The 25,356-nt window shown below is 42.7% G+C and carries 25 protein-coding genes; 18 read left to right on the top strand and 7 right to left on the bottom strand.

Translation table 11 applies throughout. The annotated features are described in order from the left end of the window. Nucleotides 1–54: 54 nt before the first annotated feature. The 3 genes from MHB56_RS06375 to MHB56_RS06365 all read left to right on the top strand — a co-directional run bounded on the left by MHB56_RS06375 (nt 55) and on the right by MHB56_RS06365 (nt 2,856). A complete protein-coding gene (locus MHB56_RS06375; RefSeq protein ID WP_341143385.1) occupies nt 55–1,251 on the top strand; it encodes a macrolide family glycosyltransferase in 1,197 nt (398 codons plus the stop codon). Then, nucleotides 1,248–2,195 (top strand): helix-turn-helix transcriptional regulator, encoded by a 948-nt coding sequence (locus tag MHB56_RS06370; RefSeq protein WP_076130229.1) that lies wholly within the window; start codon nt 1,248–1,250, stop codon nt 2,193–2,195. Before MHB56_RS06375 ends, MHB56_RS06370 begins: the two co-directional genes overlap by 4 nt. Nucleotides 2,196–2,262: 67 nt before the next feature. Beyond that, a complete protein-coding gene (locus MHB56_RS06365) occupies nt 2,263–2,856 on the top strand; it encodes a DinB family protein (RefSeq protein WP_076130254.1) in 594 nt (197 codons plus the stop codon). A gap of 17 nt (nt 2,857–2,873) precedes the next feature. Here the strand turns inward: MHB56_RS06365 and MHB56_RS06360 are convergent, their stop codons facing one another. Beyond that, nucleotides 2,874–4,490, bottom strand: a complete 1,617-nt coding sequence (locus tag MHB56_RS06360) for a response regulator transcription factor (protein ID WP_076130230.1) — start codon at nt 4,488–4,490, stop codon at nt 2,874–2,876. A gap of 4 nt (nt 4,491–4,494) precedes the next feature. Then, nucleotides 4,495–6,234 carry a cache domain-containing sensor histidine kinase gene (locus tag MHB56_RS06355; RefSeq protein WP_076130231.1) on the bottom strand — a complete coding sequence of 580 codons (1,740 nt, stop codon included), beginning with the start codon at nt 6,232–6,234 and terminating at the stop codon, nt 4,495–4,497. 347 nt (nt 6,235–6,581) lie between these two features. On the opposite strand from MHB56_RS06355, the gene MHB56_RS06350 reads away from it, so the two are divergent. From MHB56_RS06350 to gnpA, 4 genes are all read left to right on the top strand, one after another. Further along, nucleotides 6,582–8,057, top strand: coding sequence for a carbohydrate ABC transporter substrate-binding protein (locus tag MHB56_RS06350; protein ID WP_076302696.1), 1,476 nt, complete (start codon nt 6,582–6,584; stop codon nt 8,055–8,057). A gap of 90 nt (nt 8,058–8,147) precedes the next feature. Next, nucleotides 8,148–9,089, top strand: a complete 942-nt coding sequence (locus tag MHB56_RS06345) for a carbohydrate ABC transporter permease (RefSeq protein WP_244886367.1) — start codon at nt 8,148–8,150, stop codon at nt 9,087–9,089. 9 nt (nt 9,090–9,098) lie between these two features. After that, nucleotides 9,099–9,953, top strand: coding sequence for a carbohydrate ABC transporter permease (locus MHB56_RS06340; protein ID WP_076134560.1), 855 nt, complete (start codon nt 9,099–9,101; stop codon nt 9,951–9,953). Between the two features lie 26 nt (nt 9,954–9,979). Continuing rightward, the gene (gnpA, locus tag MHB56_RS06335; RefSeq protein ID WP_341143384.1) at nt 9,980–12,139 is read left to right on the top strand and encodes a 1,3-beta-galactosyl-N-acetylhexosamine phosphorylase; all 2,160 of its coding nucleotides are present in this window, start codon (nt 9,980–9,982) and stop codon (nt 12,137–12,139) included. A gap of 469 nt (nt 12,140–12,608) precedes the next feature. Here gnpA and MHB56_RS06330 read toward each other — a convergent pair whose 3' ends face one another. Then, nucleotides 12,609–13,514, bottom strand: a complete 906-nt coding sequence (locus tag MHB56_RS06330; protein ID WP_076184211.1) for an AraC family transcriptional regulator — start codon at nt 13,512–13,514, stop codon at nt 12,609–12,611. 182 nt (nt 13,515–13,696) lie between these two features. On the opposite strand from MHB56_RS06330, the gene MHB56_RS06325 reads away from it, so the two are divergent. From MHB56_RS06325 to MHB56_RS06315, 3 genes are read left to right on the top strand one after another with little or no spacing between them, the layout of a single operon-like run. Beyond that, the gene (locus MHB56_RS06325; RefSeq protein ID WP_341143383.1) at nt 13,697–14,545 is read left to right on the top strand and encodes a sugar phosphate isomerase/epimerase family protein; all 849 of its coding nucleotides are present in this window, start codon (nt 13,697–13,699) and stop codon (nt 14,543–14,545) included. Between the two features lie 20 nt (nt 14,546–14,565). Then, complete coding sequence (locus MHB56_RS06320; protein WP_341143382.1) at nt 14,566–15,579, top strand: Gfo/Idh/MocA family protein; 1,014 nt, start codon at nt 14,566–14,568, stop codon at nt 15,577–15,579. Nucleotides 15,580–15,610: 31 nt separating this feature from the next. After that, the gene (locus tag MHB56_RS06315) at nt 15,611–16,624 is read left to right on the top strand and encodes a Gfo/Idh/MocA family protein (protein WP_076281364.1); all 1,014 of its coding nucleotides are present in this window, start codon (nt 15,611–15,613) and stop codon (nt 16,622–16,624) included. Nucleotides 16,625–16,701: 77 nt separating this feature from the next. On the opposite strand, the gene MHB56_RS06310 is transcribed toward MHB56_RS06315, so the two are convergent. Continuing rightward, on the bottom strand, nt 16,702–16,911 hold the full coding sequence (locus tag MHB56_RS06310; RefSeq protein ID WP_036683023.1) for a hypothetical protein: 210 nt from the start codon (nt 16,909–16,911) through the stop codon (nt 16,702–16,704). Nucleotides 16,912–17,116: 205 nt separating this feature from the next. Between MHB56_RS06310 and MHB56_RS06305 the strand changes: the two genes are divergently transcribed. From MHB56_RS06305 to MHB56_RS06290, 4 genes are all read left to right on the top strand, one after another. Beyond that, the gene (locus MHB56_RS06305; RefSeq protein WP_076130239.1) at nt 17,117–17,431 is read left to right on the top strand and encodes a hypothetical protein; all 315 of its coding nucleotides are present in this window, start codon (nt 17,117–17,119) and stop codon (nt 17,429–17,431) included. Between the two features lie 118 nt (nt 17,432–17,549). Beyond that, nucleotides 17,550–18,083: a hypothetical protein gene (locus tag MHB56_RS06300; protein WP_076217945.1), complete on the top strand. Its 534-nt coding sequence runs from the start codon at nt 17,550–17,552 to the stop codon at nt 18,081–18,083. Nucleotides 18,084–18,180: 97 nt separating this feature from the next. After that, nucleotides 18,181–19,299, top strand: a complete 1,119-nt coding sequence (locus tag MHB56_RS06295) for a hypothetical protein (RefSeq protein ID WP_076310113.1) — start codon at nt 18,181–18,183, stop codon at nt 19,297–19,299. Next, nucleotides 19,296–19,868, top strand: a complete 573-nt coding sequence (locus MHB56_RS06290; protein ID WP_076184206.1) for a type 1 glutamine amidotransferase family protein — start codon at nt 19,296–19,298, stop codon at nt 19,866–19,868. The genes MHB56_RS06295 and MHB56_RS06290 overlap by 4 nt, the downstream gene beginning before the upstream one ends. 65 nt (nt 19,869–19,933) lie before the next feature. Here MHB56_RS06290 and MHB56_RS06285 read toward each other — a convergent pair whose 3' ends face one another. Then, nucleotides 19,934–20,527, bottom strand: a complete 594-nt coding sequence (locus MHB56_RS06285) for a hypothetical protein (RefSeq protein WP_076130242.1) — start codon at nt 20,525–20,527, stop codon at nt 19,934–19,936. Between the two features lie 208 nt (nt 20,528–20,735). On the opposite strand from MHB56_RS06285, the gene rnhA reads away from it, so the two are divergent. The 3 genes from rnhA to MHB56_RS06270 are packed head-to-tail and all read left to right on the top strand — an operon-like array spanning nt 20,736 to nt 22,540. Then, nucleotides 20,736–21,392 (top strand): ribonuclease H, encoded by a 657-nt coding sequence (rnhA, locus tag MHB56_RS06280; RefSeq protein ID WP_076184205.1) that lies wholly within the window; start codon nt 20,736–20,738, stop codon nt 21,390–21,392. 44 nt (nt 21,393–21,436) lie between these two features. Beyond that, a complete protein-coding gene (ung, locus tag MHB56_RS06275; RefSeq protein WP_340010869.1) occupies nt 21,437–22,105 on the top strand; it encodes a uracil-DNA glycosylase in 669 nt (222 codons plus the stop codon). A 30-nt stretch (nt 22,106–22,135) separates the two neighbouring features. Then, nucleotides 22,136–22,540, top strand: a complete 405-nt coding sequence (locus MHB56_RS06270; RefSeq protein ID WP_036683006.1) for a hypothetical protein — start codon at nt 22,136–22,138, stop codon at nt 22,538–22,540. A 110-nt stretch (nt 22,541–22,650) separates the two neighbouring features. Here the strand turns inward: MHB56_RS06270 and MHB56_RS06265 are convergent, their stop codons facing one another. After that, nucleotides 22,651–23,760: an AI-2E family transporter gene (locus MHB56_RS06265; RefSeq protein ID WP_076130245.1), complete on the bottom strand. Its 1,110-nt coding sequence runs from the start codon at nt 23,758–23,760 to the stop codon at nt 22,651–22,653. A 190-nt stretch (nt 23,761–23,950) separates the two neighbouring features. Continuing rightward, the gene (locus MHB56_RS06260) at nt 23,951–24,223 is read right to left on the bottom strand and encodes a hypothetical protein (RefSeq protein ID WP_076130246.1); all 273 of its coding nucleotides are present in this window, start codon (nt 24,221–24,223) and stop codon (nt 23,951–23,953) included. Between the two features lie 251 nt (nt 24,224–24,474). On the opposite strand from MHB56_RS06260, the gene MHB56_RS06255 reads away from it, so the two are divergent. Then, nucleotides 24,475–25,239, top strand: a complete 765-nt coding sequence (locus MHB56_RS06255) for a DeoR/GlpR family DNA-binding transcription regulator (RefSeq protein WP_340010867.1) — start codon at nt 24,475–24,477, stop codon at nt 25,237–25,239. Nucleotides 25,240–25,356 lie beyond the last annotated feature (117 nt).

The following is a 25,356-nucleotide window of genomic DNA, read 5'->3' as shown; positions in this document are numbered from 1 at the left end:
TTAATGTTTATAATATCTAATATAAAAATGATTTATAGTTAAGGAGGATTACAATTGGCGCGTGTGTTATTTATTAATGGTGGATCAGAGGGACATATTAATCCCACGATTGGCGTTGTGGAAGAGCTTATTTCTCGTGGCGAAGAGGTAGTGTATTTTTGTATAGAAGCTTATAGAGAACGTATGGAGATGACGGGGGCTACAGTACGAACATTTGACGATCAGAAATTTATACAAGCTTTTATCTCAGGTGGAAGAAATTATGTACTCGAAAGAATCAACGGTCTTTTACTTACGGCAGATATAGTTATTCCAAGCGTTCTTGAACAGATCAAAGGGGAGCATTTTGATTACATCATCCATGATTCTATGTTTGGTTGTGGACGTTTGTTAGCTCAAATTCTTAGGCTTCCGGCCATTAGCTCCTGTACTTCTTTTGCGCAGACAAAAGCAGCATTCGATGAAATGTTAGAACAATTTTATACTACAGTTCCTGCAGAAGTAACTAATCCTATAAAGGATAAATTCCAAAGCTTGACGCAAATGGTGAAGGGCAAATATGATGTGGACATCGAATCCCCTTATGAAGTGTTTTGTAATCCTGCCCCACTTACTATCGTTTATACAACTAGGGAGTTTCAACCTGAGGGAGAAGCTTTCGACCCGTCTTATATCTTTGTAGGACCCTCCATCTCTTCACGATTAGCTCCAGAAAACTTCGACCTCATGGCAATTAAGGGGAAAAGTCCAATTTACATTTCACTCGGCACAGTTTTTAACCAAGCCATTGAATTCTATAAACTTTGTATTGAAGCATTGGGGAACACGGAGCACACTATTGTGATGTCAATTGGAGATAAAGTCCAAATCACGGATTTAGGGGAAATTCCGCAAAACTTTTTCGTGAAAAATTATGTTCCACAAACGGATATCCTGCAATACACAAAGTTATTTATTACACATGGTGGAATGAACAGTATCAATGAAGGGCTTTATTACGGGGTTCCGCTAATTGTAATTCCACAAAGTGCGGATCAGCCAATAATTGCGGATCAAGTCGTCCATGTCGGAGCAGGCATTAAGTTACAAATGCAAAGTTTAACTGCAACTCAACTACGAGAAGCAGTAGATCATATATTAAGCGATTTATCTTATAAAAAAGCTGTCTCCAATATCAGTGAATCATTTCGGAACTCGGGTGGGTATCGACGAGCTGTTGATGAGATTGTTCGGGGAGGGGGAGTCGTATGAACAAAATGGACCGGTTGTTAGCTATAGTGCTTGAACTGCAGCGTAACAAAATGTTGCGGGCGGAGGATTTGGCTGCTACGTTTGAAACGAGCGTAAGAACGATCTATCGGGATATTCAGGCACTGAGTGAAGCGGGCGTTTCCATAATAGGAGCGCCAGGGCAGGGTTACTCCTTAATCGAGGGGTATTTCCTGCCACCCGTTAGTTTCACGCTGGACGAAGCAGTGACATTGCTTATCGGAACTGATTTTATCGAGCAGCGGTTTGATGCACACTATGGTAATAAGGCTAGAAGTTCTAAAGCAAAGATAGAAGCCATCCTGCCGGAAGCTATCCGCAGTGAAGCATCACAGATTCGCAAAAGTTTTCGTTTATTTGCATCCGCAGAAGATATAGCACCCATACAAGAGAAGGCATGTTTGGAAGCCATTCGTGGAGCGATATTGGAGGGAAGGAAAATAAGATTTCGTTATTCCAAAAGAATCGCCGAAGCCGATGGGAACCGTCAAAGTATTCGTACGGTTGCTCCTTATGGACTTGTGCTTCATCACGGGTCATGGGTACTCATCGCCTGGTGTGAATTGCGTCAAGACATCCGTCATTTCCGGTTATCCCGAATGAGGGAGCTTATTAATCTGGAAGATGAATTTATACTGCCAGCAGATTTTCATCTGGAGGTATACCAACCTCCTGATGATCGCAACGTTCATGTGCTTATCTTAGTCCAAGCTGACATAGCCGATAAGGTAAGGGAATCAAATAATTTCTATATGGAAACTATTGAGGAGCATGCGGAGGGGGTACTTGTTACTTTTCGCGTTCGCGAGCCAGGGGAATTGCTGCAATGGGTGCTTGGCTGGGGAGGCGGTATGGTTGTGCTGGAGCCCGAATCTTTCCGTGATCAGGTTAGAAATGAAATAGAAATAATGTTAAAACGCTACTGACATAACGCTGTCAGTAGCGTTTTTGTATACTTGGACCATCAATGACTACAGGAGCTGATATATGATGATTACAACAAAAGAAGTCTTACAACGATTTGAAGAAACTGCGACATACTATATTCAAGAATTGGAGCGATTCAATCTGGAGCAGTTGAAGCAAAAGCCGAGTGAAAACGCCTGGTCCATCGGACAGATGTTTCAGCATCTCATTAACTCGGCGCTGTATATGCAGCTTCGTAATATTGATCAATGCCTTGTGCTAGACCAAGATCCCTTAGTAGCTCATGTGGGGAAAACTGAGGATGGTGCGGCTATATTTGCGCAAGGAAGCTTTCCGCCCATTCGTATTCAGGTTCCGCCTTCCGCCCAATATACGCCGGAGCAGCCGGAGAGCAAAGAACAATTAATTCAAGGGTTACGTACAGTCATTCAAAGAATGAGAGAGATCGAACCCTCTCTTGAAAAAGCGTCCAAACAAAATACCGTATCTCACCCGCGATTTGGTGGACTATGCGCGGAGGAATGGTTCCTACTTATTGAAATGCACTATCGTCATCATCTACTGCAGCTGGAGCGGTTAAACAAAGAGTTGTTGTTTAATTCCATATTTGCACCTAAAGAAGGGTTCATCAATAACATTCAGGTTGTGAAAGGATCATAAAAAGAGTTTGAATGGTCTTAATTTTCTGAACCAAGCGTGGCCTGAACGTGATTCTTATATTCACTAGGATTAACACCAAAGTGTTTTTTGAATAACCGGGTGAAATAAAATTGATCGTGTATACCGATTTGCGTGGAAATTTCTTTAATGTATGGATTCCCTTTAAGTATTAATTCTGCAGCTTTTTCCATTTTCACAGTATTAATGTAGTGAATGATGCTTTGCCCCACTTCTTCTTTGAAGATTCTGGACAGATAGTTCTCACTTAAGTTGACATGCTTGGCAATCAGAGATAAGGTCAGCTTCTTCTGATAATGTGTGTTGATATAGTCAATCGCTTGTTTAACATCTCTATTGTGTGTAGTTACGATCTGTTGCTTTTGATGGGAGAATAGTTGGAACACAAGCTCCATTATAGATAGAACGTCAGTGGTACGTTTACTGCTGGCGATATTTTCTATATAGGTCTTCAAAAGCTTCGGATCCTCGACAATGAGATGAGCATCGCATAAGGGAAGATAATGCAGACAATTTACGATGAACTTTTTGGTTTCAGCAGGATTAATTTGCTTGGATTTACAGGTGTCGAGAAATTGCTGAGTTGCTTGATTAACGGCTTCAACCCCTGAAAGCTTCCAGTTCTGAATTAATTGCGTCGAGAAATCATGTACATCCTCGAAGTCCAGCGTATCCTTTAAATGGACATCCGTTGGATCTATAATCGTTATTTCGTTGTAAAATTGGATTTGCAAGGATTCTTTACATTGCTCTAGGGTTCGTTTTGCTTCAGCATATCCCCGTACAGGATCAGAAAAAACAATAGTAGGGGTGATAGAAATATACATTTTGATTAACCGAATGACCCTCTGGATAAAGTCTGTGCGGATAATTTGATGATCGTCTAAGGTATCACAGGAGATTAGAAGCAGCAGCCCATTAGATTCTAGCTGAATAATTTCTAACTGATCTACGGTCTCCAAGATATCCAAGATGATGTTTTCAATAAAGGATACGGAGATGTGATTTTGTCTTTCGTTTTGGGTCGCGTTATTCTGCTCAAAAGTAATGTAGAATAAATAACAGCTGCTTTCGCTGAAAGCGAAACTTATAGCATCATGCTGATCAAGCTGCTGCACATCGTAATAAGGATCGGTGAAATAATCTTTTAGCAGCGCATTTTTCACGCTTTTTAAATTGTGCTGCAATAACTGTGTTTGGGTCTCCTGCTGCTGCCTAGATTGAAGCTGCTCTTGAATTAGCTTCGTAGATTTCTCCAGCAAATGGATCAAATCCCCCGTTTTCATACTAATCTTCAGCATATAGTCTATAGCCCCAAGCACTAAGGCTTCACGAACTAACTCATACTCCCCGTGGTTGCTCGCCACCAGGATTTTTCCTGCAAACCCTCTGTTATTAAGTTCTTTTATCAGCTGCAGACCATCCATATTAGGCATTTTGAGATCTGTAATGATGATATGGGGATTAAACTTGTCTACAAGTGTTAAGGCTTCCACTCCGTCAGAGGCAGTAGCACAGATCATGTATCCAAGCTCTTCCCATGGAATCATGGTTCTGAGCGCGACTTTAACAATAGGTTCGTCATCCACTAGCATTACATTATACATAGGATACATAGTATCACCCCTTAAGTTCGTATGTTTGTTTAGGGATAATTAGGCGGCAGCAGGTTCCATGACCCATTGAGCTTGTGATGAACAGCCCGTAACTCTCACCGTATTGAAGTTTAATGCGATCGGCCACATTTGAAATTCCGATACCCGACAGATTGTCAGCTTTTTCAGATTTGGTGGTGTCAAACCCTTTTCCGTTATCGATGATCTCAATAATAAGGGTGTATTCATTTTTTGCGTATACCTTAATTTGGATTAGAACTTTTCCTCCTATATCTGTAACTCCATGAAGAATCGCGTTCTCTGCGATCGGCTGCAGGATGAGCTTGGGGATCATGCTCTGTAATAAAGACTCATCCAAGTCATATTCAATGTCAAACCTGTCGGCATAACGTATTTTTTGAATGGCAAAATAATGATCCAGATTGTTCAGCTCCTGCTTGATGGTGATTTGCTCATCTTGATCGATAATGGTACTACGCAGCAATTCAGCTAGTGAGGAGATGCCGTCGCTAAGGACGGGAACCTGGTTAATCATCGCCAGCCATCGTAAGGAGTTAAGTGTATTAAAAAGAAAGTGAGGATTAATCTGCGATTGCAGCATTTGCAATTCGAGCGAACGTCTTCTTTTCAGATCTTTCTTTTGATCCTTCATCAGCTGTTCCATTCTACTGACCATGCTGTTAATTCTATTGGCCAACACGCCCATTTCATCGTTGCTGTGATCTTCGATCCGGCTCGATAGATCACCATAAAAAATTTGATTGCAGAAGACGATGATTTGTTTGATTGGTTTCAGGATGCTTTTATACAATACGATAATAATTAGAATACACACGACTACAATGATGCTGACAACAATAAGTAGTCCAGTGGTGATTTTACTTGTCTCTGAATTGATATAAGAGAAGGGCACGGTAGAAATCATGTACCAGCCTAATTGATTATTGTTAATATAGGAGATTTGCTGCATTTTGCCATTGACCATGCCTTGGAAGGAATGGTTTTTCTTTGCCTCTTGTGTCTTGATTTGCTTAAAAAGTTCATCTTTATAATAGGGTTCTCCTAGCGGAGTATCCTTTTGATTCGAGGACATTACTTTTCCCTCCCTATTCATAATAAGGAGACTGGAACCTGTACCTAAATCCACACTGGAAAGAATGACTTTTGAAAATAACTCCCCACCAATAAAAACAAACACATGACCTAAGGGAACGCCAATGTCATCTTGATCAAAAATTTTCCGGCCCAGGACAATGGTATTGTAAGCGCGATAGCTTTTTGCGTAGTTAAGACTGTCATAAGGGGCATTGAGCTCTACTTGTTTCATAATTTCTTCATACTTAGGATTGGGGATGCCATCGTAGCCTAATTCATAAATAGGTTGGTTCTTGGCGTCGATGACCCGAACGTTCTGGACATATCCGGGGTAGATGGTTCTATATAAATTGTCCATGGCATGATTAATGGCAGCATTGCTAGGAGCGGGTTCATTTGGTGCTGCCGATAAACGCTCCTGAATAATACTATTGGTAGAAACAGAGCCTGCAAGATATTGATAGTTGTTAAGTTCACTTAACATCGTTCGATTAAGCAGTGTTAAAGCCTGAAATGTGGATTTACTTAATTTATTGTTAATAGATTTGGAGTAAATGGTGTAGGAGTAGAAACCTATAAAGATGATTGGGATCACGGATACGATTAAGAAAATGACGGTTAAGCGATTTTGAATTTTAACCTTGCGCATGATTTGCGGAGGATTAGGAAAATGCAGCTTCCCTTTGCGTCGACTCAGGTGGATGACCTCCCATTCACTATCTTTTACTTACAAGTTAACATAAAAAGAACTATGGAATATATATGCAGCGGCGAAAAGTGAGAATAATCTATGGAATGGATAATATTATCCATTCCGTTAACGGCTAAGTTTACAGGTTATGTGACCCTGATGAATAAGCTTGTACGAGCTCGCATTGGAAGATGGATAAGATAATACATAGGTAGGTTTGTATTGTAAATGTAAATATAGCGTAAATCCTTCTATACTTAGATTATTAAAAAAGCGTTTACAAGAATATCTTAAGGAGGGCGTTTATGAAAAAGACTATGAGTACATTATTAGCAGTAATGCTGCTAGGTGTGGGGTTGCTCGGCTGTGGGAACAGCAATAATAAACCTGCTGCCTCGAATGAATCTGATTCAACGAAAGCTGCGGGCACCGCGCAAGCTACAAGTACAACGAACGCCGGGAAGACTAAAGAAGAACCTGCTAAAGATTTTGATAACAAGGAACTTAGCATTGCTGTATTCCAAGGGGGATATGGTGCGGATTATTGGAATGAAATTGTCAGCAAATTCGAAAGTGCTTATCCAGGTGTGAAAGTGAACATGACGATTAATCCTAAAGTTGGTGAAGTAATCCGGCCGCAGATTGTTGCGGGTAATCCTCCCGACTTCCTATCCGTTACAGATACAGAGCAAAGTGGCATCGTGCTTTCACTGATTAAAGAAAAAGGACTGCTAGATATCAGCGATGTATTTGAAAGCAAAGCGCTTGATAAAGAGGAGACGCTTAAGGATATGATTCTACCGGGGATGCTGGACAGTACAAGATTTCAGCCCTATCAAGATGGAAAGACGTACCTCGCACCTTTTAATGCTGGACCGATGGGCTTGATTTACAATAAAACACTGTTCACAGAAAAAGGCTGGAGTGTTCCTGAGACTTGGGAGGAGTTCTTTGCTTTAGGGGATGAGCTGAACAAAGAGGAGAACTACCTAGTTAATGCAGATGGAACCAAAACGAAGCGGGCTTTATTCACTTACCAAGGCATCTATCCGGATTATTTGGAGGAAATTCTCTACCCGGCCATTGCGAGTGCGGGGGGAAAAGAAACGCTGGATAAAGTCTTTGCTTATGAGGAAGGTTCATTTAAGAACGACACGATCAAAAAAGTACTGGATATTTTCTATAAAATCTCTAAAGACGGTTATCTGATGGACGGCACGGTTGCCTTGAACCATACACAGTCGCAGACCGATATGATGATGGGTAAAGCTTTGTTTATCGTAAACGGGAACTGGATGGAAAATGAAATGAAGGATTCACCTAGAGAAAATGGATTTGAATTTGGGATGACTACAGTACCTGTGTTCAATAAAGGCGATCAGAAGTATGTGCTTTCCAGCTACGAGCAATTCTCCATCCCTGCTAAGGCCAAAAATCCTGAGCTCGCTAAGGAATTCTTAAAGTTCCTGTATACCGATGAATCTGTAAAACTATTTGCGGAAAAAGCGAATGGGGCGTATGCGCTTAACGATGCGAAGGAGCTGTCTAAGCCATTTTTGACTAAAGGTGTCTATGACATGTTCGAGGCTTATAATGGTTCCATTTCTATTTTACAGGGCTGGCAATCGTTACCGAAGGGTTCCAAGGTTAGTGTAGTCACTGAAATGTTCAAGAATACGGTCACACCAGTGATGACAGGCCAAATGACCACAGATCAATGGATGGATAATGTGGAAAAAGCTTTTGCACAGATTCGTAAAGAGAAAGCGGCTAGTAAATAATCTATAGTATCTCATGCAAATGCATCCTGTTAGGAATGGATAAGGTTATCTATGAACGGGATGCATTTTGTATGAAGGGGAGTGAGAAAGATGTCTGAAATGCAGCTGGCAGAAGTAGCTCCTAGACAGAGGAAATCAAAGATTAGGACAGCGAAAACCAGAAATCCTAAGCTATTCATAGCGGTATGCACGATTCCAACGCTCCTGTTGACCCTCGTATTTATGATTATTCCAACCTTTCGGGCATTTTTTATGTCTTTTACGGATGCTACCGGGATGAGTGATGAGAACAAGTTTATCTTTTTGGATAACTATAAATATATGTTTCAAGATGAGATGTTCCTCAAAGCTCTGAGCAATACATTTAAACTGATGCTGGTTGTGCCAGTGATTACGTTGATTTTTGGGCTGGTGCTTGCTTTTCTATTAACGCAGACGAAGCTGAAGGAAAGAGGATTTTACCGAACCGTATTTTTCTTTCCTAGTATCATCTCATTGACGGTAGTCGGAATTATCTGGTCCTTTGTGTTTCATCCCAACATGGGCATTTTGAATAATATTCTGGGGAGCATCGGATTAGATCAACTGAGCAGACCCTGGCTTGGAGATAGCCGAACAGCATTGTGGTGTGTAGCCGTTACACTGATCTGGCAAGCGGTTGGTTACTATATGGTCATGTATATCGCTGCGATTGATGGGATTTCTGCGGATGTGTTTGAATCGGCGACTATTGATGGTGCGGGATATTTCCGGAAGCTTACCAGTATTACGATCCCTCTGCTAAAAGATATTATTGGCATTACGTTTGTGTTGTCTCTGGCTGGTACGATCAATTTAAGTTTTATAGTTGTAACTGTAATGACTGGTGGTGGTCCGGCAGGTGGAACTACTGTTTTACTCCACTACATGTACACGCAGGCCTTCCAGAATGCGAACTTTGGTTATGCCATGGCTATAGCTATATTTACGCTGGTGTTCGCCTTTGTGCTTTCTTTTCTGTCCAGACTACTTACAAATCGAGCAGAAGGGTAGGGGAGAAGGATGACGAGCAATCAACAGAGTCTTCTAAAAATGAATATTGCTAACTGGATCACGCGGCTGTTTCTGATTGTAGCCACCATTGTTTTATTATATCCGTTTGTATGGAATCTCTTAGCCTCATTTAAAAGCAATACAGAATTTCTGACAGACCCCTTCTCCTTTCCACAAGCCCTACACTTCGATAACTATGTACGTGCTTTTCAGAAATCCAAGATGGGGAGTTATTTCCTGAACTCTATCTTTCTTGTGGTGTTATCCACGGCGATTCTAGTTATTTTTGTGGTTCCTATGGCTTACGTCTTAACGAGATTTAAGTTTTGGGGCTCTAAACTAATCCTTAACCTTTATATGGCCTGTATTTTTCTGCAAGCCTCCTACATTATGGTTCCTTTATTTCTGCAGGTGAATTCGTTCGGGATGTTAGACAATCGCGGGATGCTCAGTTTAATCTATGCTGTTCTGCAGTTTCCCTTTGCCATCTTTGTATTAAGTGGATTTCTGAGGTCCGTCCCTAGAGATTATGAAGAGGCCGCTAAGATTGACGGTTGTGGCAACACAGGAGTGCTCGTCAGAATTGTTGCGCCGCTTGCTAAACCGGGCATTGTGACGGTCTGTATGCTGGCAGCGATGGGCTTTTGGAATGAGTATCCGCTGGCATTGGTCTTAATTCAAAGTGATAGCAAAAAAACATTGCCAGTAGGTTTAGCCAATCTTTTTGAGGTTCAACGTTATGCTACTGATTGGAGTGCACTTTTTGCCGCACTGATCCTAGTGCTGATTCCAACGATTCTTTTATATGTGATTGGACAAAAGCAATTGCTCCAAGGAATAAGCGCAGGCGGAATTAAGGGCTGAACAACAAAGACATGGAGGGAAGTTACGTGGACAAAGGAAGATTTACACTGCCTGGTGAAACAGGGATGGAAGAGGTCATAGCCGATCTCGTCGAAAAATGGGGTGTAGATGCCGTACGTGACAGTGATGGCACGAATCTATCGCAGGACATTCTCGATATGGGTCTGCAAATTTATTCAACGCTTTGTCTTGTCCGTGAGGACAATGAGTGGGCGAAGCAGCATCCGCAATATAGACAGCAGATTTATCTGATGTCTGCTCCAGTAATAGTAACTTCAAAGGTGAAGACCATCGATATTATGGCTGATTATTTTGCCGAGCAATTTATTCCTAACACAGATGTGGATATAAAAAAATATTGGCAGGTTGTAAACCGGACTACAGGAGAAGTATTACCTTCTGAATGTTGGAGTTACGCAGAGGGAATTGTCACACTTGAACAGGCGGTACAATTTCACAAGTATACGGTCAGTTTCTTGGCCTACCAGAAATGGGAGCCGGTCTCCATGTACAACCACATCACGAATGATTGGGATGAGGAGCATCGTTTACCGTTGGATATTCGTTATCCCGAGGCTCAAGAGCATGTTTTGAAGGTGCTGGAGGATTGGCTGAAGAAACATCCCAAGACTGATATCGTACGTTTTACGACCTTCTTTTATAATTTTGATTTGATTTTTAACAAGGAAGGTAAGGAGAAACAGGTGAATTGGTTTGGCTATCTGAGTTGTGTAAGTCCACTTGCGTTAGAGCAATTCGAACAAGCTTATGGGTACCGATTGACTGCAGAAGATTTTGTGGATGAGGGGCGATATAACACACCATTTAAGAACCCGACCCAAAGATATCTGGACTGGATGGACTTCAATCAGAAATTCATCGCAGGTTATGCTAAACAATGTGTAGAAATGGTGCATGATTTCGGGAAGAAAGCGATTATGTTTTTTGGGGATCACTGGGCTGGTACAGAGCCTTATGGCAAATATTTTCCGGAGATCGGGCTCGACGCAGTGGTAGGGGCAGCAGGAGATGGCGTTACAACCCGTATGATTGCGGATATACCTATTAAGGATACCGAGGCACGTTTCTATCCTTATTTCTTTCCTGATGTCTTTTTTGAAGGGGGAGACCCTGTCGGAGAGTCCATGCCAATCTGGATCAAATGCCGGCGTGCGCTCATGCGCAAACCAGTTGGCAGGATGGGGTATGGCGGATATTTAAGTCTAGCGCATCAATTTCCGGATTTTATAGATCATGTGACAGAAATTGCGACGCAGTTCAAAGGGATTCATGCCAATGCAGAAGGGACACAGCCTTTTAAAGCTCCTTTTAAAGTGGCGGTTCTGAATACTTGGGGCTCCCTTCGAAGCTGGCAGACACATCAAGTGGCTCATTCATTATGGAATCAAAGATGTTACTCCTACATAGGGGCATTAGAGTCATTGGCGGGCTTGCCGTTCGACATTGAGTTTATAAGCTTTGATGACATCAGGTTAAGTGGGATTGATCCTAGTATCGGTGTGATTATTAACGCGGGTGATGTACACACCTCTTGGAGCGGTGGAGATCAATGGAGCGATCCGCAAGTTGTGGCAACACTTCGTGAGTGGGTGGAGCAAGGGGGCGGTTTTATTGGGATTGGTGATCCATCAGCTTATGAACATCAAGGGGTTCTTTTTCAACTAGCGGATATTCTAGGTGTTCAGAAGGAAATTGGATTTACAGCAAGCATCAATAAGCCCAAGGTAACGCCTGTGCAGGGTCATTTCATAACGGAAGATCTGGAAGGTGAGATTAATTATGGTGAAGGGATGACCATGATTTATCAAGCGGAGGCCGGAGCACAAATATTGGACGTGCACCAAGGCAGCTGCAATCTTGCCGTGAACTCATTTGGTCAGGGGCGGGGCGTTTATATCGCGGGGCTTCCCTATAGTATTCAGAATACCAGACTACTCAGCCGAGCGATCTTTTGGGCCGCACATCAAGAGGAGCAATTGTATTCATGGTTCTCAGTGAATCCGAATGTTGAATGTCACGCGTATCCTGAGACGGGTCGATATTGTGCCGTAAATAACACTTCCGAGATCCAAAAGACGACGATCCTGATGGATAACGCCGTGATCCAAGAAATAGAGTTGGGTGGGATGGAAAGTGTGTGGTTTCAATTTGAGATCATACATTAAGAGTCAGCCGTAACTACGGCGAATAATTAGACTTCCGGCTGCTGTTATCTCCAACTTTCCTGAATTGTACTGCTTCGATAGAGTGATTGGGGAATTTCTCCCTGAAATTCCGGGATATTTGGTCATCAGACTAATAATCAGGGAAAACCTCCCCAAAGTTTAGCTGATTCGTTAGCAATTATAGTTATTCCTCTTATTATTAGGGAGGAATTCCCTGATTTCGTTCATTTAGAGCGAATATTGGCTGTTTTCAGGGAGTTTTTCCCTAATTAGTTTTAGAGCCGTCCCCGCATACTGCATTAACGCAGAAAACACGAACGTTCGCCGCCCCGCATATTGCACATCTCACCGTACAATGTATATTCTTTATCGGCCCCCACAGGTATCACACAAAGCAGATGACCCATCACCCTCAATGTTTTTGGCAAGTTTTTCTTACTTGGATTGAGATATCTTGAGTTTTCCGTTTCTAGAGTATCCGGGACATTTTGCGATAAGCCCGCGGAGAAATCCCCTCATTTGCGGTAAATACCCTGCTGAAATAATGGATATCAGGATAACCAACCTTATCCCCGACCTGTTCAATCGGCCAATCCGTTTCACGCAGCAGCTTGCGTGCTTCTCGATGCCGGATGGAACGGAGATATTCACCAGGAGGCATGCCAGCTACCTCACGAAATAACTTGGAGAAATGGTCTTCATGCATATTCATGGCACCAGCCATGGATTTATTGCTCCAGCGGTCTGCTAGCTTTGAATCCATCTCATCGATTAAAGCTCTGATCCGCCCGGTATGAACGGAAGATTTGGCTGTATTCCGGGAGCTTTGTGTTCGGAGCAGCGAGGTTAGAACGCCGAGCAGTAACCCCCGACAGACCCATTCATAACCGGCAGGCCGCATCGTAAATTCATGCACGAGCTGTTCCATCGCATGGATACATTCGGGTGGCGGGGTATAAATGGGCTCCTGTGACAATGGCATAAAAGGAGCGGTCACAGCTTCCAAGGCAAACTTCTCGTCCATAACCTCCTCCTCATTGACCAGCATGTCTTCATCGCTTGTAATAATCGATTCCCCAAAAAAATCAAAATGGATCCCAATGAGTTTGGTTTCCGAATCTGAGACAATCGCATTTTGATGATATACCCCGGAAGAAAGAAATATCAGTTGTCCTGAATTCAGGATATATTCCTCCGTATCCATCTTTGTTGATAATTTCCCCTGGCGAACGTATAGCAGCTCGAAATCATACAATCTTCTTCTTGGAAAGAGGCAAGGTGAGAGGGTTTGGAATTGTGCGTAGTGAATGCCAGGTGACCACTCCCGGGAGGGGACCTGTTTTCTCAGGGGATAACGGGGTTCTTTTTCAGCCACGAATTAACCTCCCATACAGTATAAAATGAATTTTTAAATAGACCGGAATCGTGCAATAAATCTCTTGTTCACCTAAATAAATTCAACTTACAATCTATTATAATATAAATAAATCAAGGATATAAGCGCACTTAGGGAAAAATCTTAAAAAACGGAAAATAACAAATTTGAGGAGGATTCAGATGAAAAAGGGAATAAACATTTGGTCGTTTCGCGAAGGTACTGAGATCGAAGAATGTGCACGTCTGGCTAAAGCGGCAGGTTTCGACGGAATTGAGTTATCTTTGAATGAATCGGGTGAACTTGGCCTGCAAACCACTGAGAAAGAAGCTATTAAGATCAAAAATTCCATTCAGGAGATGGGGTTAGAAATTGCAGGACTGGCGACAGGACTATATTGGTCATATGCCATGACAAGTGAATCCGCGGCGAACCGGACGAAGGCTATCGATGTATGTAAAAAACAATTGGAGCTGGCAGCAACACTTGGCGTAGATACGATTCTTGTCATTCCTGGTGCGGTTGGTGTGGATTTTATTGAGGGCTGTGAAATAGTCGATTATGAAAAAGCTTATGATCGAGCCTTGAAGGCGATCAGTGATCTGGCTCAGGATGCAAAAATGGCGGGTGTTTCTATTGGGATTGAAAATGTGTGGAATAAATTCCTGCTGTCTCCGCTCGAATTACGTTCTTTTATAGATGCTGTAGGCTCCAATTATGTAGGTTCCTATCTGGATGTAGGGAATATCGTTCATTCTGGTTATCCAGAGCAGTGGATACGGATTCTAGGCCATAGAGTCAAGAAGGTGCATTTCAAAGATTACCGCCGGGCAGCCGGAGGACTTCATGGATTTGTTGATCTACTTGCTGGGGATGTGGATTATCCTGCTGTTATGGAAGCACTGCAAGAGATCGGCTACAGCAATTATGTTACTGGAGAAATGATACCGCCATATACGCATTATTCGGAGCAAATCATTTTTAATACTTCTGCAGCGATGGATGCTATTTTAGGACGCACTAGTTACTAAGTTTAAGAGAGGTGAAGGCTGTGCTCAGAGTGGGGCTGGTGGGTTTTGGATTTATGGGCCGAATGAACTTTGATCAGTATGTTCAATTGCAGGAAGACGGCCATCCGATTTCTCTGGTTGCCATTTGTGACCCGCAGATTAAAGTCCTTAAACATACTAAATCCGCGGGGAATATGAACACGGCCCACGAGGTATATGATTTTTCCCCTTACAGCCTTTATGAGAATTTGGAGCATATGCTCGAAAAAGAAGAACTAGATGCTATTAGCCTTGCAGTACCTACGTACTTGCATGCTGAAATGGCTTGTTCGCTGCTGGAACGAGGGTATCATGTGTTCTGTGAAAAGCCGATGGCGAGACATTCCGCAGAAGCTTGGAAGATGGTATCGGCGGCGCAAAGCAGCGGAAAAAAATTGCTGATTGGTCATTGTCTTCGCTACTGGCCGGGATATGAATATTTGAAGGGGGTTATAGCTAGCGGTGAGTTGGGTGAAGTGACAGAGGCTTATTTTTACCGGGGTTCCGGTGCTCCTAAAGGGTGGTTGGTCAATGATGAGCTAAGTGGCGGCTGTATGCTGGATATGCATGTACACGATACGGACATCATCCATCACTTGTTTGGGAAACCGGATAAAGTATCAACGCTTGGGCGGAAGGTTTTACCGGGAAGTGGCTATGATATCGTCTCCACTCATTATTTTTATCAGGATGGAAAAGTGGTCAATGCCCAAGCGGACTGGACACTGGAAGGCGACTTTGGTTTTTACATGGGCTATCGGATTAATTTTGAACGGGGAAATGTAGTCTTTGATGGCGCGGAAGTTAAGGTAAATCCTAATCGTCAACCGGGGTTCATTGCGAAGCTTTCTTCGCATACCGGATATTACAGAGAGTTGGTATATTTCTTGAAAATCATCCAGAACGATGAGCCAGTGACCCTATGTATGCCCGAAAGTGCTGCCCAGTCCATAGAAATCATTGAGGCTGAAATCCAATCGGCTGATCAGGAAGGGGCCTGGATACGGATACGTTAAGTACCATACTTTTAGTAAAGGAGACTTCACGATGTTGAAAATAGGCTTGATCGGCTTTGGATTTATGGGCCGGATGCATTTTGATAATTATGTGCGCTTAACGAAAGAGGGGCAGCCCATTGCCCTTAAAGCCATCTGTGATTTGCGAATTGAGGAATTAAAGGATGGAAAAGCAGCCGGGAATATGAGCACTGCCCAGGAAGTCTATGATTTGTCAGCTTACAATCTATACGATGATCTGGAGAAAATGATAGCCAGTGAGGAACTGGATATGATCGACATTGCGGTTCCTACTTATCTGCATGCGGAAATGACTTGTTCGTTGCTGGAGCGTGGATATCATGTTTTTTGTGAGAAACCGATGGCCAGAACTTCCGTACAAGCGCTGGAAATGGTGGAAACGGCAGCCCGCTGTGGGAAAAAACTGATGATCGGACATTGTCTCCGTTTTTGGCCGGGGTATGAATATTTAAAAGAAGTGATAGAGAGCGGGCAGTTCGGTCAGGTCACGGAAGGGTATTTTTACAGGGGATCTGGTGCTCCTAAGGATTGGTTTCTTGATGAGACACTAAGCGGTGGAGGCATTATGGATATGCATATTCACGATACGGATATGATTAACTATCTGTTCGGCAGACCGGATAAAGTATCATCCTTAGGACGTAATGTCCTTCCGGGAAGCGGATATGATATCGCATCGACTCACTATTTTTATAAGGATGCAAAAGTAATTAATGCTCAGGTGGATTGGACGCTGGAAGGTGATTTTGGTTTTTACATGGGGTACCGGGTTAATTTTGAACGTGGAAATATAGTGTTTGATGGCAGCGAGGTCAAGCTCAATCCGAATGACGGGGCAGGCTATTTAGCGGAACTTTCACCGGATGTTGGCTACTATAGAGAGCTTGTATATTTTCTGGATGTTATTATCCAGGATAAGCCTATCATTATTTGTACGCCAGAGAGTACAGCGGAGTCTTTAAGAATCGTGGAAGCAGAAATGAAGTCAGCGGATGCTGAAGGCGAATGGATTGTGCTAGATTAGTTGTGTGTAGAGTGAATAAGGACGTGAGCTGGAAGAGGATCATTCACAATGACCTTTTTCCAGTTCACGTCCTTTTGTCATCGCTGAAATTTGGTGTTGTCTCTTGCATAATGGGATACTGATCCGTCATATCTTCTCAGCCGTACTTGTTCGTCAGAGAACAATTCAACAATTCCTGAAGCAACCTCTGAATACATTCCATCAGGATCAAGCTGTAGCGCAGAAATATAGGTTTGGGATAAGGCAGCTATAAAAAAATCAATATTTTTCACTAATGTTTGTGGCATGTTATTCCCTCCGGTGACATCTTGTACATGATGATATATTAAACCATAGGAGTTATTTTACCATGATTTATCGTTGAGTTTTAGGAAGAATTCTTTGGTAAAAGTCGAAAATATGAGAAATTTGGTTGAAATTGTATTTAAGATCGTCTTTAATGAAACGAAGAGGGTAATTTTACCACTCTAAATAAATTAAGGGGATTACATAATGAAAGACTATGAAGTGCTGGAAATTAACAAAAAGAGTTTTTTTAAAACAACTATCTATTTTATGATCATTCCTACACTGCTATTGTTTATAGTAGGTCTAGGGATGGTGGTGGTCGGGCTTATCATTAAAGAGACGTTTATCGTTGTTATGGGTATCCCTTATTTGATTATGCCGGTTATTTTGATACTCATTTATGGATTGGTGGGTATGCTGGTAGCGCTGGTATATAACAAGCTGGCGAAGAGATTCGGAGGACTAGAACTGAAAATAGTGGAGAAAACCCCTCCGGTTGAAGCAAACTATTTACCATAACCCAAAGTTATTAAAGGGCAGGTATTGCGATGATTTCGCTACCTGTCCTTTTTTATTTTTAATTTGAAAAGAAACCGGGGAATGGATATGATTTGGATAATGAAAGGATGATTGCCAGATGACAGAACCGACACAAAGAGCCAAGGAGCTGTACATTCAGTTTTTGGGTCATTTTTTAAATATGCATAAAGCAGGAGTACTTAAGGAGTACAAGAGTTTTGAAATTCCAAGAGAAGTGGAGCTGGAATGGCTGCAGGAATGGGCTACGGAGCACGTCAAGCAGTTGTCGATACGGGACTGGGATGCGATTACGATACTGGAATCCATCTCGCGGAATTATCAGGATAGCTGGATTGTGGAAAAAGTGGCTTCTTTTGCTTCGCGGAATATTATGAGCGCTGATAGTTTGGTTAGACTGATTTATGCGGAAAAAATGCTTGAAATCATTCGTTCTCATAACCAAGTGATCACAAAAGAACTGTTATTTCAAGGCTGTAAGGTTGCTGTGCAAATTCTCGAGGATGTAATCTCACAGCCGCTGGTCATTGATCCTGGACACGAACTTAAAGAACATAACCTTAAAGATAAGCGCGCGTTAAACAGTCGAGCCCGACAAGGGATTGAAGAGGTAAAGGTACTTATTAATTCTTAGCTGCCAAAGTTGACATACTGTTGTCAAATTGGGTGTGCTACGATTTCATGACAGAATCAAGTCTGCTGATCTAAAGAAGAAAATGAGGGATTATCGAATGGCTGAACCTTTAAAAGCAATGTACAATGAACAATTTCTGCGTGAGTTCGGCGAAAAGATTCGTGGCGTACATAATGTCTTCGAGACTGAGGCATTTGTAAGCTCAGCCATGACTGAACCGTGGGAAACGCTTGAGCTGAAGGCAAGAATGCGGCGGATCACCGAGACGTTGGGCAGCCACTTAAAGCTTCCTTATGAGGAAGCGCTGGCTATCCTATTCGCCATTGCTGACGATTGCGTGGGATTTCCTTATTTGATTTTTCCGGATTTTGTTGAGGTATATGGTCAGGGAGACGATCATTGGGAATTGTCTATGCAGGCGCTGGAAAGATTCACAGCGAAATCATCGGCTGAATTTGCAGTTAGGCCGTTTCTCTTACGGGAACCAGAGCGGATGATGGCTCAAATGCTGGTATGGGCGGAGCACCCTGATGAGCATGTACGTAGGCTGGCTAGTGAGGGCTGTCGGCCTCGTCTGCCTTGGGGACAGGCGCTTCCCATGTTCAAGCTTGACCCAGCTCCGGTATTACCTGTACTTGAGCAGCTTAAGGCGGATACATCCCTGTATGTACGTAAAAGTGTCGCTAATCATTTGAATGATATTGCAAAGGATCATCCGGAAGTGGTGCTCGATACCGCTCGGCGCTGGAAGGGAACACATCCCGATACAGACTGGATTGTGCGGCACGGCTGCCGTTCTTTGATTCGTAAAGCTGAGCCAGAGATTATGGCTTTATTCGGATACGCAGAGCAGACAGACGAAGCTGCTCCACTTATAACGAGTGCCTTCATTCTATTGGAACCTTCAATCCTGACCATTGGCGAAAGCTCCGAATTACAGTATAAGCTTCAAGTTCGTGAGGGAGCTCCAGCACGGATTCGGATTGAATACGGAATCTATTTCGTGAAAGCGGCAGGTCGAACCTCCCGTAAATCTTTTTTGTTATCGGATAAGACCGTACCTGGAGGTACAATTCTGTCAGGTAAACGGACACATCGTTGGGCTGATTTAACAACTCGGCGTCATTATCCAGGAGAGCACCGGATTGTGCTGCTGGTAAATGGGCGAGAAGTGGCGGAAGTGGCGTTAGAACTTAAAGGGGGTGCTAATATATGAAAAAAGAAGTTTTGATGTTTCTATCCAATGGCTACGCTGATTGGGAAAGCGGATATATTAGTGCCGAACTAAATAAGCAGGAAAGTGAATATAAAGTAAGAACAGTTGCTCTAACTAGCGACAATGTCAAATCTATGGGTGGATTTACTGTTGTACCTGACTATACTTTAGACAGTTTACCTGCTCAGTATGAAATGTTGATTTTAATCGGGGGCACAGGCTGGAAAGATAATTCAGCTATTACTCCAGTGATTGAAAAATGTCTGCAGGAGAGTGTGCCTATAGCCGCTATATGTGACGCTACAACTTTTTTGGCTGAACATGGCTATTTAGACAACATACCGCATACCGGAAATTCATTGGATTATTTAAAACAAAATGCTCCTAATTATAAAGGAGAAGCAAATTATATAGAAAAACAGGCAGTTTCGAGTGAATATATTATTACAGCTAATGGCACAGCTTCTTTAGAATTTGCAAGGGAAGTTATGAAGAAGTTAGAGGGTTTCCCAATCGAAACCGTCGAGGGATGGTACAACTTTTTCAAAGATGGTTTTTATCAAGAATAAGGGTGTATATAAAAAAAGGTGGTCTCAGTCTTAACGACTTGAGATCACCTTTTTGGGGTTGAAGCTTATTTTTTCACTTCTGTAACACCAGTTACTTTTCCTTGATCGGATGAATTAAAGGTGGATTTATATTGATCGTTTGCGAAGTAGACATTGCCTTCAACGGTTGCGTTCACCAGGGTAAATCCATCCGCTTCTACGTATACATCTCCAATAAAAGTGCCGCCTTGGATGCGGGCGTTTTTACTCTTGATGGTCAATTTTGGAGCAGTCAGTTTAAAGGAGTTGGTGATGTTGTGATCCGCATCTTGTGTGTATAGAGCAATTTTTCTGGCGGGTTCCTCTTTATTCATGAATTCTCCATCCACCACGAGATCTTCGGTGAAGGTTAAGTCTTTAAGTGTAGCAGCAATCCAGGTTCCTTCTGGACTGATGGCGCGTTTGAAGGCTTCTTCATTATCTACTACGGAAGCTGAGGTTACAGCATCTGTGGTGTTATTTTGATTATTAGCCGTGCCTGTATTATTAGTGGTTCCCGCATTATTCGTGTTCTCAGGAGTGCTTGTTGCAGTAGCATTATTGGCATTGTTTGTTGCATTTCCACATCCGACCATTAACACAAAAGCAAATACCGCAGCAACACTTGCTATCTTTCTCATCTGTATAACCTCCCTAAGTAATTGTACTGATATCCTTCGAGCTTACTATAGAGTGATTAGTTAGTAATTTACCAATCAATCTACAAATGGTAATATAGGCCTGGACATCTCTGGCGTATAGTATGACCTGAAAAATGTGATTTATCCGATGAATTCACGAGCAATATGGATTACAATAAGTACAGGCAGTAGAAAAGGAGCATTATCCATGGCCAAACAGAAATATTATGTAGTCTGGGAAGGTAAACAACCGGGAGTCTATAGCACTTGGGCAGAATGCCAGGCACAGACAGATCATTATACCGGTGCAAAATATAAATCCTATGAATCCAAAGCAGCAGCTGATGCGGCATATAAAGCGGGCTGGAAGGGGAATTGGGGAACAGGGGCAGCTGGTGCAGCAAAGTCTAAGGGGACTAGTTCTTTTAAACGCAGTGCTACAGTAGAGACCTCTGAGGAGATTGATTACAACAGTATTTCAGTAGATGTGGGGACTCGTGGTAATCCGGGGCCTGTTGAATATAAGGGTGTAGATACACAAACGGGAGATATCATTTTCTCCTGTGGTCCGATCAAAAAGGGCACTAATAATTTAGGCGAATTTTTAGCGATTGTTCATGCCTTGGCGTTGTTAAAGAAAGAGGGAAGCGATAAAACGGTCTACAGTGATTCAGTAAATGCAATGAAGTGGGTGAAGCAGAAGAAGGTGGCAACAACCTTGCCGCGCGATTCTTCAACAGAGGAAATTTGGGTGCTTATTGATCGGGCAGAGCGTTGGTTGCAAACCAATACATATGACAATAAGGTGCTCAAGTGGCAGACCAAAGAGTGGGGCGAGATCAAAGCGGATTATGGTCGGAAATAAAAAAGCTATATCGCTATGGTTTCGGTTAAAGGAGGAGTTTGGGGATGTTTGGCAACGATTGGGATGAGGTATTGCAGGATGAAATGCAAAAGCCCTATTTTCTAAAATTAATGGACGCACTAACACAAGAATATAAGGAACATACCGTTTATCCGCCAAAAGAATTATTGTTCACAGCATTGAAATTAACGCCTTATAAGGAGACCCATGTAGTTATTTTAGGTCAAGATCCTTATCATGGTCCCGGACAAGCGCACGGACTAAGCTTCTCTGTCAATCTGGGGGTACGTATCCCTCCGTCACTGCGCAATATTTATGCAGAGCTGAAGGAGGACGTCGGTGTGCCTGTTCCGAACCACGGCTCTTTGCTGCACTTAGCAGAGCAGGGAGTGTTGTTGCTGAACACCGTGCTGACGGTACGTGAAGGTGAGGCTGGTTCGCATAAAGGTCTGGGCTGGGAGACATTCACAGACACTATTATGCAAAAGCTAAATGAAAGATCTACGCCTATGGTGTTTATATTATGGGGAAGTCATGCGCAGAAAAAAGGCGCCTTCATCGATCAAAGCCGGCATAAGGTGCTGCAATCGCCTCATCCAAGCCCACTTTCATCGCATCGTGGATTTTTTGGCAGTCGTCCGTTCTCAAAGGCCAACCAATTTTTAGAGTCGCAGGGGTTGGCAGGAATAGATTGGTTCATTCCGGACTTATAATTTATGGAGTGATGCGAAGGGGAGGTAGCTATGAAGCATTGGGTAGGTAAACCCGTTATAATGTACTGCGGGGAGAAACCTTATACCATTATGAAGGGAATCCTCCGCAAATGGGACCTTTCCGCATCGGTGGCGGTGATTGGCCATCAGGAAATTGCTGTGCCGTTTCGGGATATTGTTGTTATTAAGGCTCTGGCTCCAAAAGAAAGAGCGCTGCCTCCAGTTCTCCATTCCGTAGGTTATGTGATGAGGGATCGGCAGCAATTTGACAATGCAGTGTATTTTAAATCGGCGGTTAGCGTCTGGAAAGAAGATCAGCTTATTGCCTTTAATACGATTATTACCTCACATACGAAAGGTTCAGTTACTCTTCAGAACGGCCAAAACCTGATGAAGGGCAATCACATCTTTGTAGTTCGTTCTTTACGAGGATGATTTCAGGCACCTGTAAAGAATAAAAAAGGGTACGACTCCGAGTGATTGGAGACGTACCCTTTTTTATTTTATAGATAAGCTCCGCCCGTTCACGAAGTAGATTACAACCGTTATAGCTCCTCTTTTTTGATAGGCTCAGTTTCATCTATCCGGTCTGCAATAATAATCTCATACACGCGCAGGAAAACAATTTTTATAATCATATAAACAGGGAGCGCAATAAGAACTCCGATAATACCGTAGAAGTCTCCACCTATAAGGACAAGGATGACCGTAGTCAGTGGATGAACATCCAATGATTTTCCGTAAATAATCGGTGAGAGTACATTATCCTGGATCTGCTGGGCAATGAAGATTACAACCAGGGACCATATGGCCATCGTCGGTGATTCAATGAAACCCACTATAATTACCGGAATCGCTGCTAAGAATGATCCCACATATGGAATGAAGTTAAGGGGCACTGAAATTACGGCGAGCAACAGGGAGTAAGGCAGTCCGATGATAAGGAACCCTATATATAACATAATACCGAGTACGACATTTAGCACCACGCGTGTGACGATGAAGCTGCTTAAGGCGCTGTCGATATCTCCAAACATCTCTTGCCCTTCCTTACGATATTTTCTCGGAATTAAGCCTTGAAGTTTAGGCGATAGCTTATAGTCATCTTTTAGCATGTAGTACAGAATGATGGGCAAAGTTGCGATTAACACTACAATGCTGGAAACAACGCCAATCAAATTGGACATGGAATTGGTAACCCAGGTAATAGTATCGCTAAGAAATTCTGATAAACGGGCTGCGACGTCGGAATCCCCTTTGAAAAAACGCGAAAGTGTCGGATTCTCCCTCAATGCATTGAACTGATCCTGCAAACCTTGCACGAGGTAAGGAGTGTTATCAATAAAGTTCTGAATTTGTTCTTGAAGTGTCGGCCAGACTAGAATCCAGAAGAGAACGAACAAGCCGGCAATCAGAAAATAAATGAGCAGGATGGAGAACGCCCGGTTTAATTTTCTTTTCTCAAGGATTCTTACTAACGGACGCAGCAGGTAGTACATGAACCCTGATAACATCATGGGAACAAGTAATAATTTGAAAATGGCACCCAGTGGGGCGAAGAGAAACATTACTTTGGAGCCTAAGTACAAAATCAGTAAAAAGGCGATAATAGCAAGGCTTGTCCGAAAATACTTCTGTTGTGGCAATAAAAACATCCCCCAAAATTCAAATTTATGTCTATGTAGTTTAATAACCCTAATTTACAAGTATTGATTCAAAAGCGGGCAATTCCTTTTAGGTAGTTCTTGGCATACCCATATAGAGGTTCTAGTTAAAAAGGTTACGCCAAGTAAAAAGTTCGCAATTTAACAAGGGGATATAACTATTTCTCTGCTTTTTCACAGATTATCTTGACTTTCGTCTATGAGATTTTCTAGTGGATAAAGTGAAGATTTCAGGAACTACATCTTCGCCTCCGGTTTCTTTGGTAACTTGTCTTGCTTTAACAAGAGATAAAAAGGAAAAAATCTCACCTAAGGCTACAAGTCCAGCTGCGATGATCTCATAATCCTCAGCGCTAAGTTCTGCGGATTCCACTGGATTATTGTTATTGGTGGTCCCATTCTTATTAGCATTGCTGTTGCCTTTATTTCTCCCGCTGTTTCTTCCATTGGCCATTTCTGATCACCCGCTTTTCCCGGTATGTATTATTAATATGTTATAAATGCCGCATATGAGATAGGCAATTCGGATGTAATTTTGCACTGTCTCTTTTTAGCACTTTACACAGGATGAAAACGCTGTTAAAATCATAAACGAGCACAAACGATCAATAACGGTCACATATAATCAATTAACGGTCAAGAAAATTCATAGATGAGCGCAAGGAATTGCACAGGTCGCGCTGTCACATAAAGGAGCGAGCCACGATGATGTTTGAGGAAGAGAGAAAACAAAAAATCGTGCTTTTTGTGGAAAAGAACTCCAGAGCTTCTGTACAGGAGCTAAGTCAGGAAATGAGCGTATCTGAGTCTACTGTGCGCCGTGATCTGAAGGAGCTGGAAGAAGCCAAGCTATTAAAGCGTACTCATGGCGGAGCGGTTTCCCTGCAGAGCGTCAATTTTGAAGCGGCTTATCCTGATAAGGAAGACCATTTGTTGGATGAGAAGCAACGGATTGCCCGTAAGGCCGTGGAGATGATTCAGGAGGGGGACGCAATACTGCTTGATGCAGGAACAACAACACTGCAGATTGCCAGAGAACTGAAGAACTTTTCGAATATCAAAGTCATTACGAACTCGATTATGGCGCTGAATGAGCTGCGGGATTGCCGCAATATCGAAGTCTCAATTACAGGCGGTATGCTTCGCCCGGATACGATGGCTTTTGTTGGACCGATGACAGAGCGTTCCTTAGATATGGTGAGAGTAGATAAAACTTTTCTTGCCACTAATGGACTGGATTTGCGGGAAGGCATCACAACTCCGAACATGTTAGAGGCAGCTACAAAACGCAAAATGATCGCAGTCGCCAAGCAAGTTATTCTACTGGCAGATCACAGTAAGCTGGGGCAGATATCCTTTAGCAAGGTTGCAGATGTGACGGAAATGGATCATTGCATTATAGATTCAGGAGCGTCTGACAAATTCATCCGTGAGATCACGCAATTGGGTGTGGATTTCACGCTGGTATAAATTTTATATAGGATAAGCAATTATGAATTACCGTGTGATCGTTTGGAGAAATTACAGATGCCGTACTTGTGATCGGTAATCTATGGCTTAGAAAACCAACATAATTGAGGGATAATC

Source organism: Paenibacillus sp. FSL H8-0315, assembly GCF_038005365.1.
Classification (GTDB): Bacteria; Bacillota; Bacilli; order Paenibacillales; family Paenibacillaceae; genus Paenibacillus_AQ; species Paenibacillus_AQ odorifer.
Note: the sequence above shows the minus strand (reverse complement) of the source record. Positions and strands in the feature narration are given on the sequence as shown.

Coding starts and splice junctions, on each gene's coding strand:
- MHB56_RS06370 (WP_076130229.1), top strand. CDS start 1,248: ATGAACAAAATGGACCGGTTGTTAGCTATAGTGCTTGAACTGCAGCGT.
- MHB56_RS06360 (WP_076130230.1), bottom strand. CDS start 4,490: ATGTATCCTATGTATAATGTAATGCTAGTGGATGACGAACCTATTGTT.
- MHB56_RS06355 (WP_076130231.1), bottom strand. CDS start 6,234: ATGCGCAAGGTTAAAATTCAAAATCGCTTAACCGTCATTTTCTTAATC.
- MHB56_RS06350 (WP_076302696.1), top strand. CDS start 6,582: ATGAAAAAGACTATGAGTACATTATTAGCAGTAATGCTGCTAGGTGTG.
- MHB56_RS06345 (WP_244886367.1), top strand. CDS start 8,148: ATGTCTGAAATGCAGCTGGCAGAAGTAGCTCCTAGACAGAGGAAATCA.
- MHB56_RS06340 (WP_076134560.1), top strand. CDS start 9,099: ATGACGAGCAATCAACAGAGTCTTCTAAAAATGAATATTGCTAACTGG.
- MHB56_RS06325 (WP_341143383.1), top strand. CDS start 13,697: ATGAAAAAGGGAATAAACATTTGGTCGTTTCGCGAAGGTACTGAGATC.
- MHB56_RS06315 (WP_076281364.1), top strand. CDS start 15,611: ATGTTGAAAATAGGCTTGATCGGCTTTGGATTTATGGGCCGGATGCAT.
- MHB56_RS06310 (WP_036683023.1), bottom strand. CDS start 16,911: ATGCCACAAACATTAGTGAAAAATATTGATTTTTTTATAGCTGCCTTA.
- MHB56_RS06305 (WP_076130239.1), top strand. CDS start 17,117: ATGAAAGACTATGAAGTGCTGGAAATTAACAAAAAGAGTTTTTTTAAA.
- MHB56_RS06300 (WP_076217945.1), top strand. CDS start 17,550: ATGACAGAACCGACACAAAGAGCCAAGGAGCTGTACATTCAGTTTTTG.
- MHB56_RS06295 (WP_076310113.1), top strand. CDS start 18,181: ATGGCTGAACCTTTAAAAGCAATGTACAATGAACAATTTCTGCGTGAG.
- MHB56_RS06290 (WP_076184206.1), top strand. CDS start 19,296: ATGAAAAAAGAAGTTTTGATGTTTCTATCCAATGGCTACGCTGATTGG.
- MHB56_RS06285 (WP_076130242.1), bottom strand. CDS start 20,527: ATGAGAAAGATAGCAAGTGTTGCTGCGGTATTTGCTTTTGTGTTAATG.
- rnhA (WP_076184205.1), top strand. CDS start 20,736: ATGGCCAAACAGAAATATTATGTAGTCTGGGAAGGTAAACAACCGGGA.
- ung (WP_340010869.1), top strand. CDS start 21,437: ATGTTTGGCAACGATTGGGATGAGGTATTGCAGGATGAAATGCAAAAG.
- MHB56_RS06270 (WP_036683006.1), top strand. CDS start 22,136: ATGAAGCATTGGGTAGGTAAACCCGTTATAATGTACTGCGGGGAGAAA.
- MHB56_RS06265 (WP_076130245.1), bottom strand. CDS start 23,760: ATGTTTTTATTGCCACAACAGAAGTATTTTCGGACAAGCCTTGCTATT.
- MHB56_RS06260 (WP_076130246.1), bottom strand. CDS start 24,223: ATGGCCAATGGAAGAAACAGCGGGAGAAATAAAGGCAACAGCAATGCT.
- MHB56_RS06255 (WP_340010867.1), top strand. CDS start 24,475: ATGATGTTTGAGGAAGAGAGAAAACAAAAAATCGTGCTTTTTGTGGAA.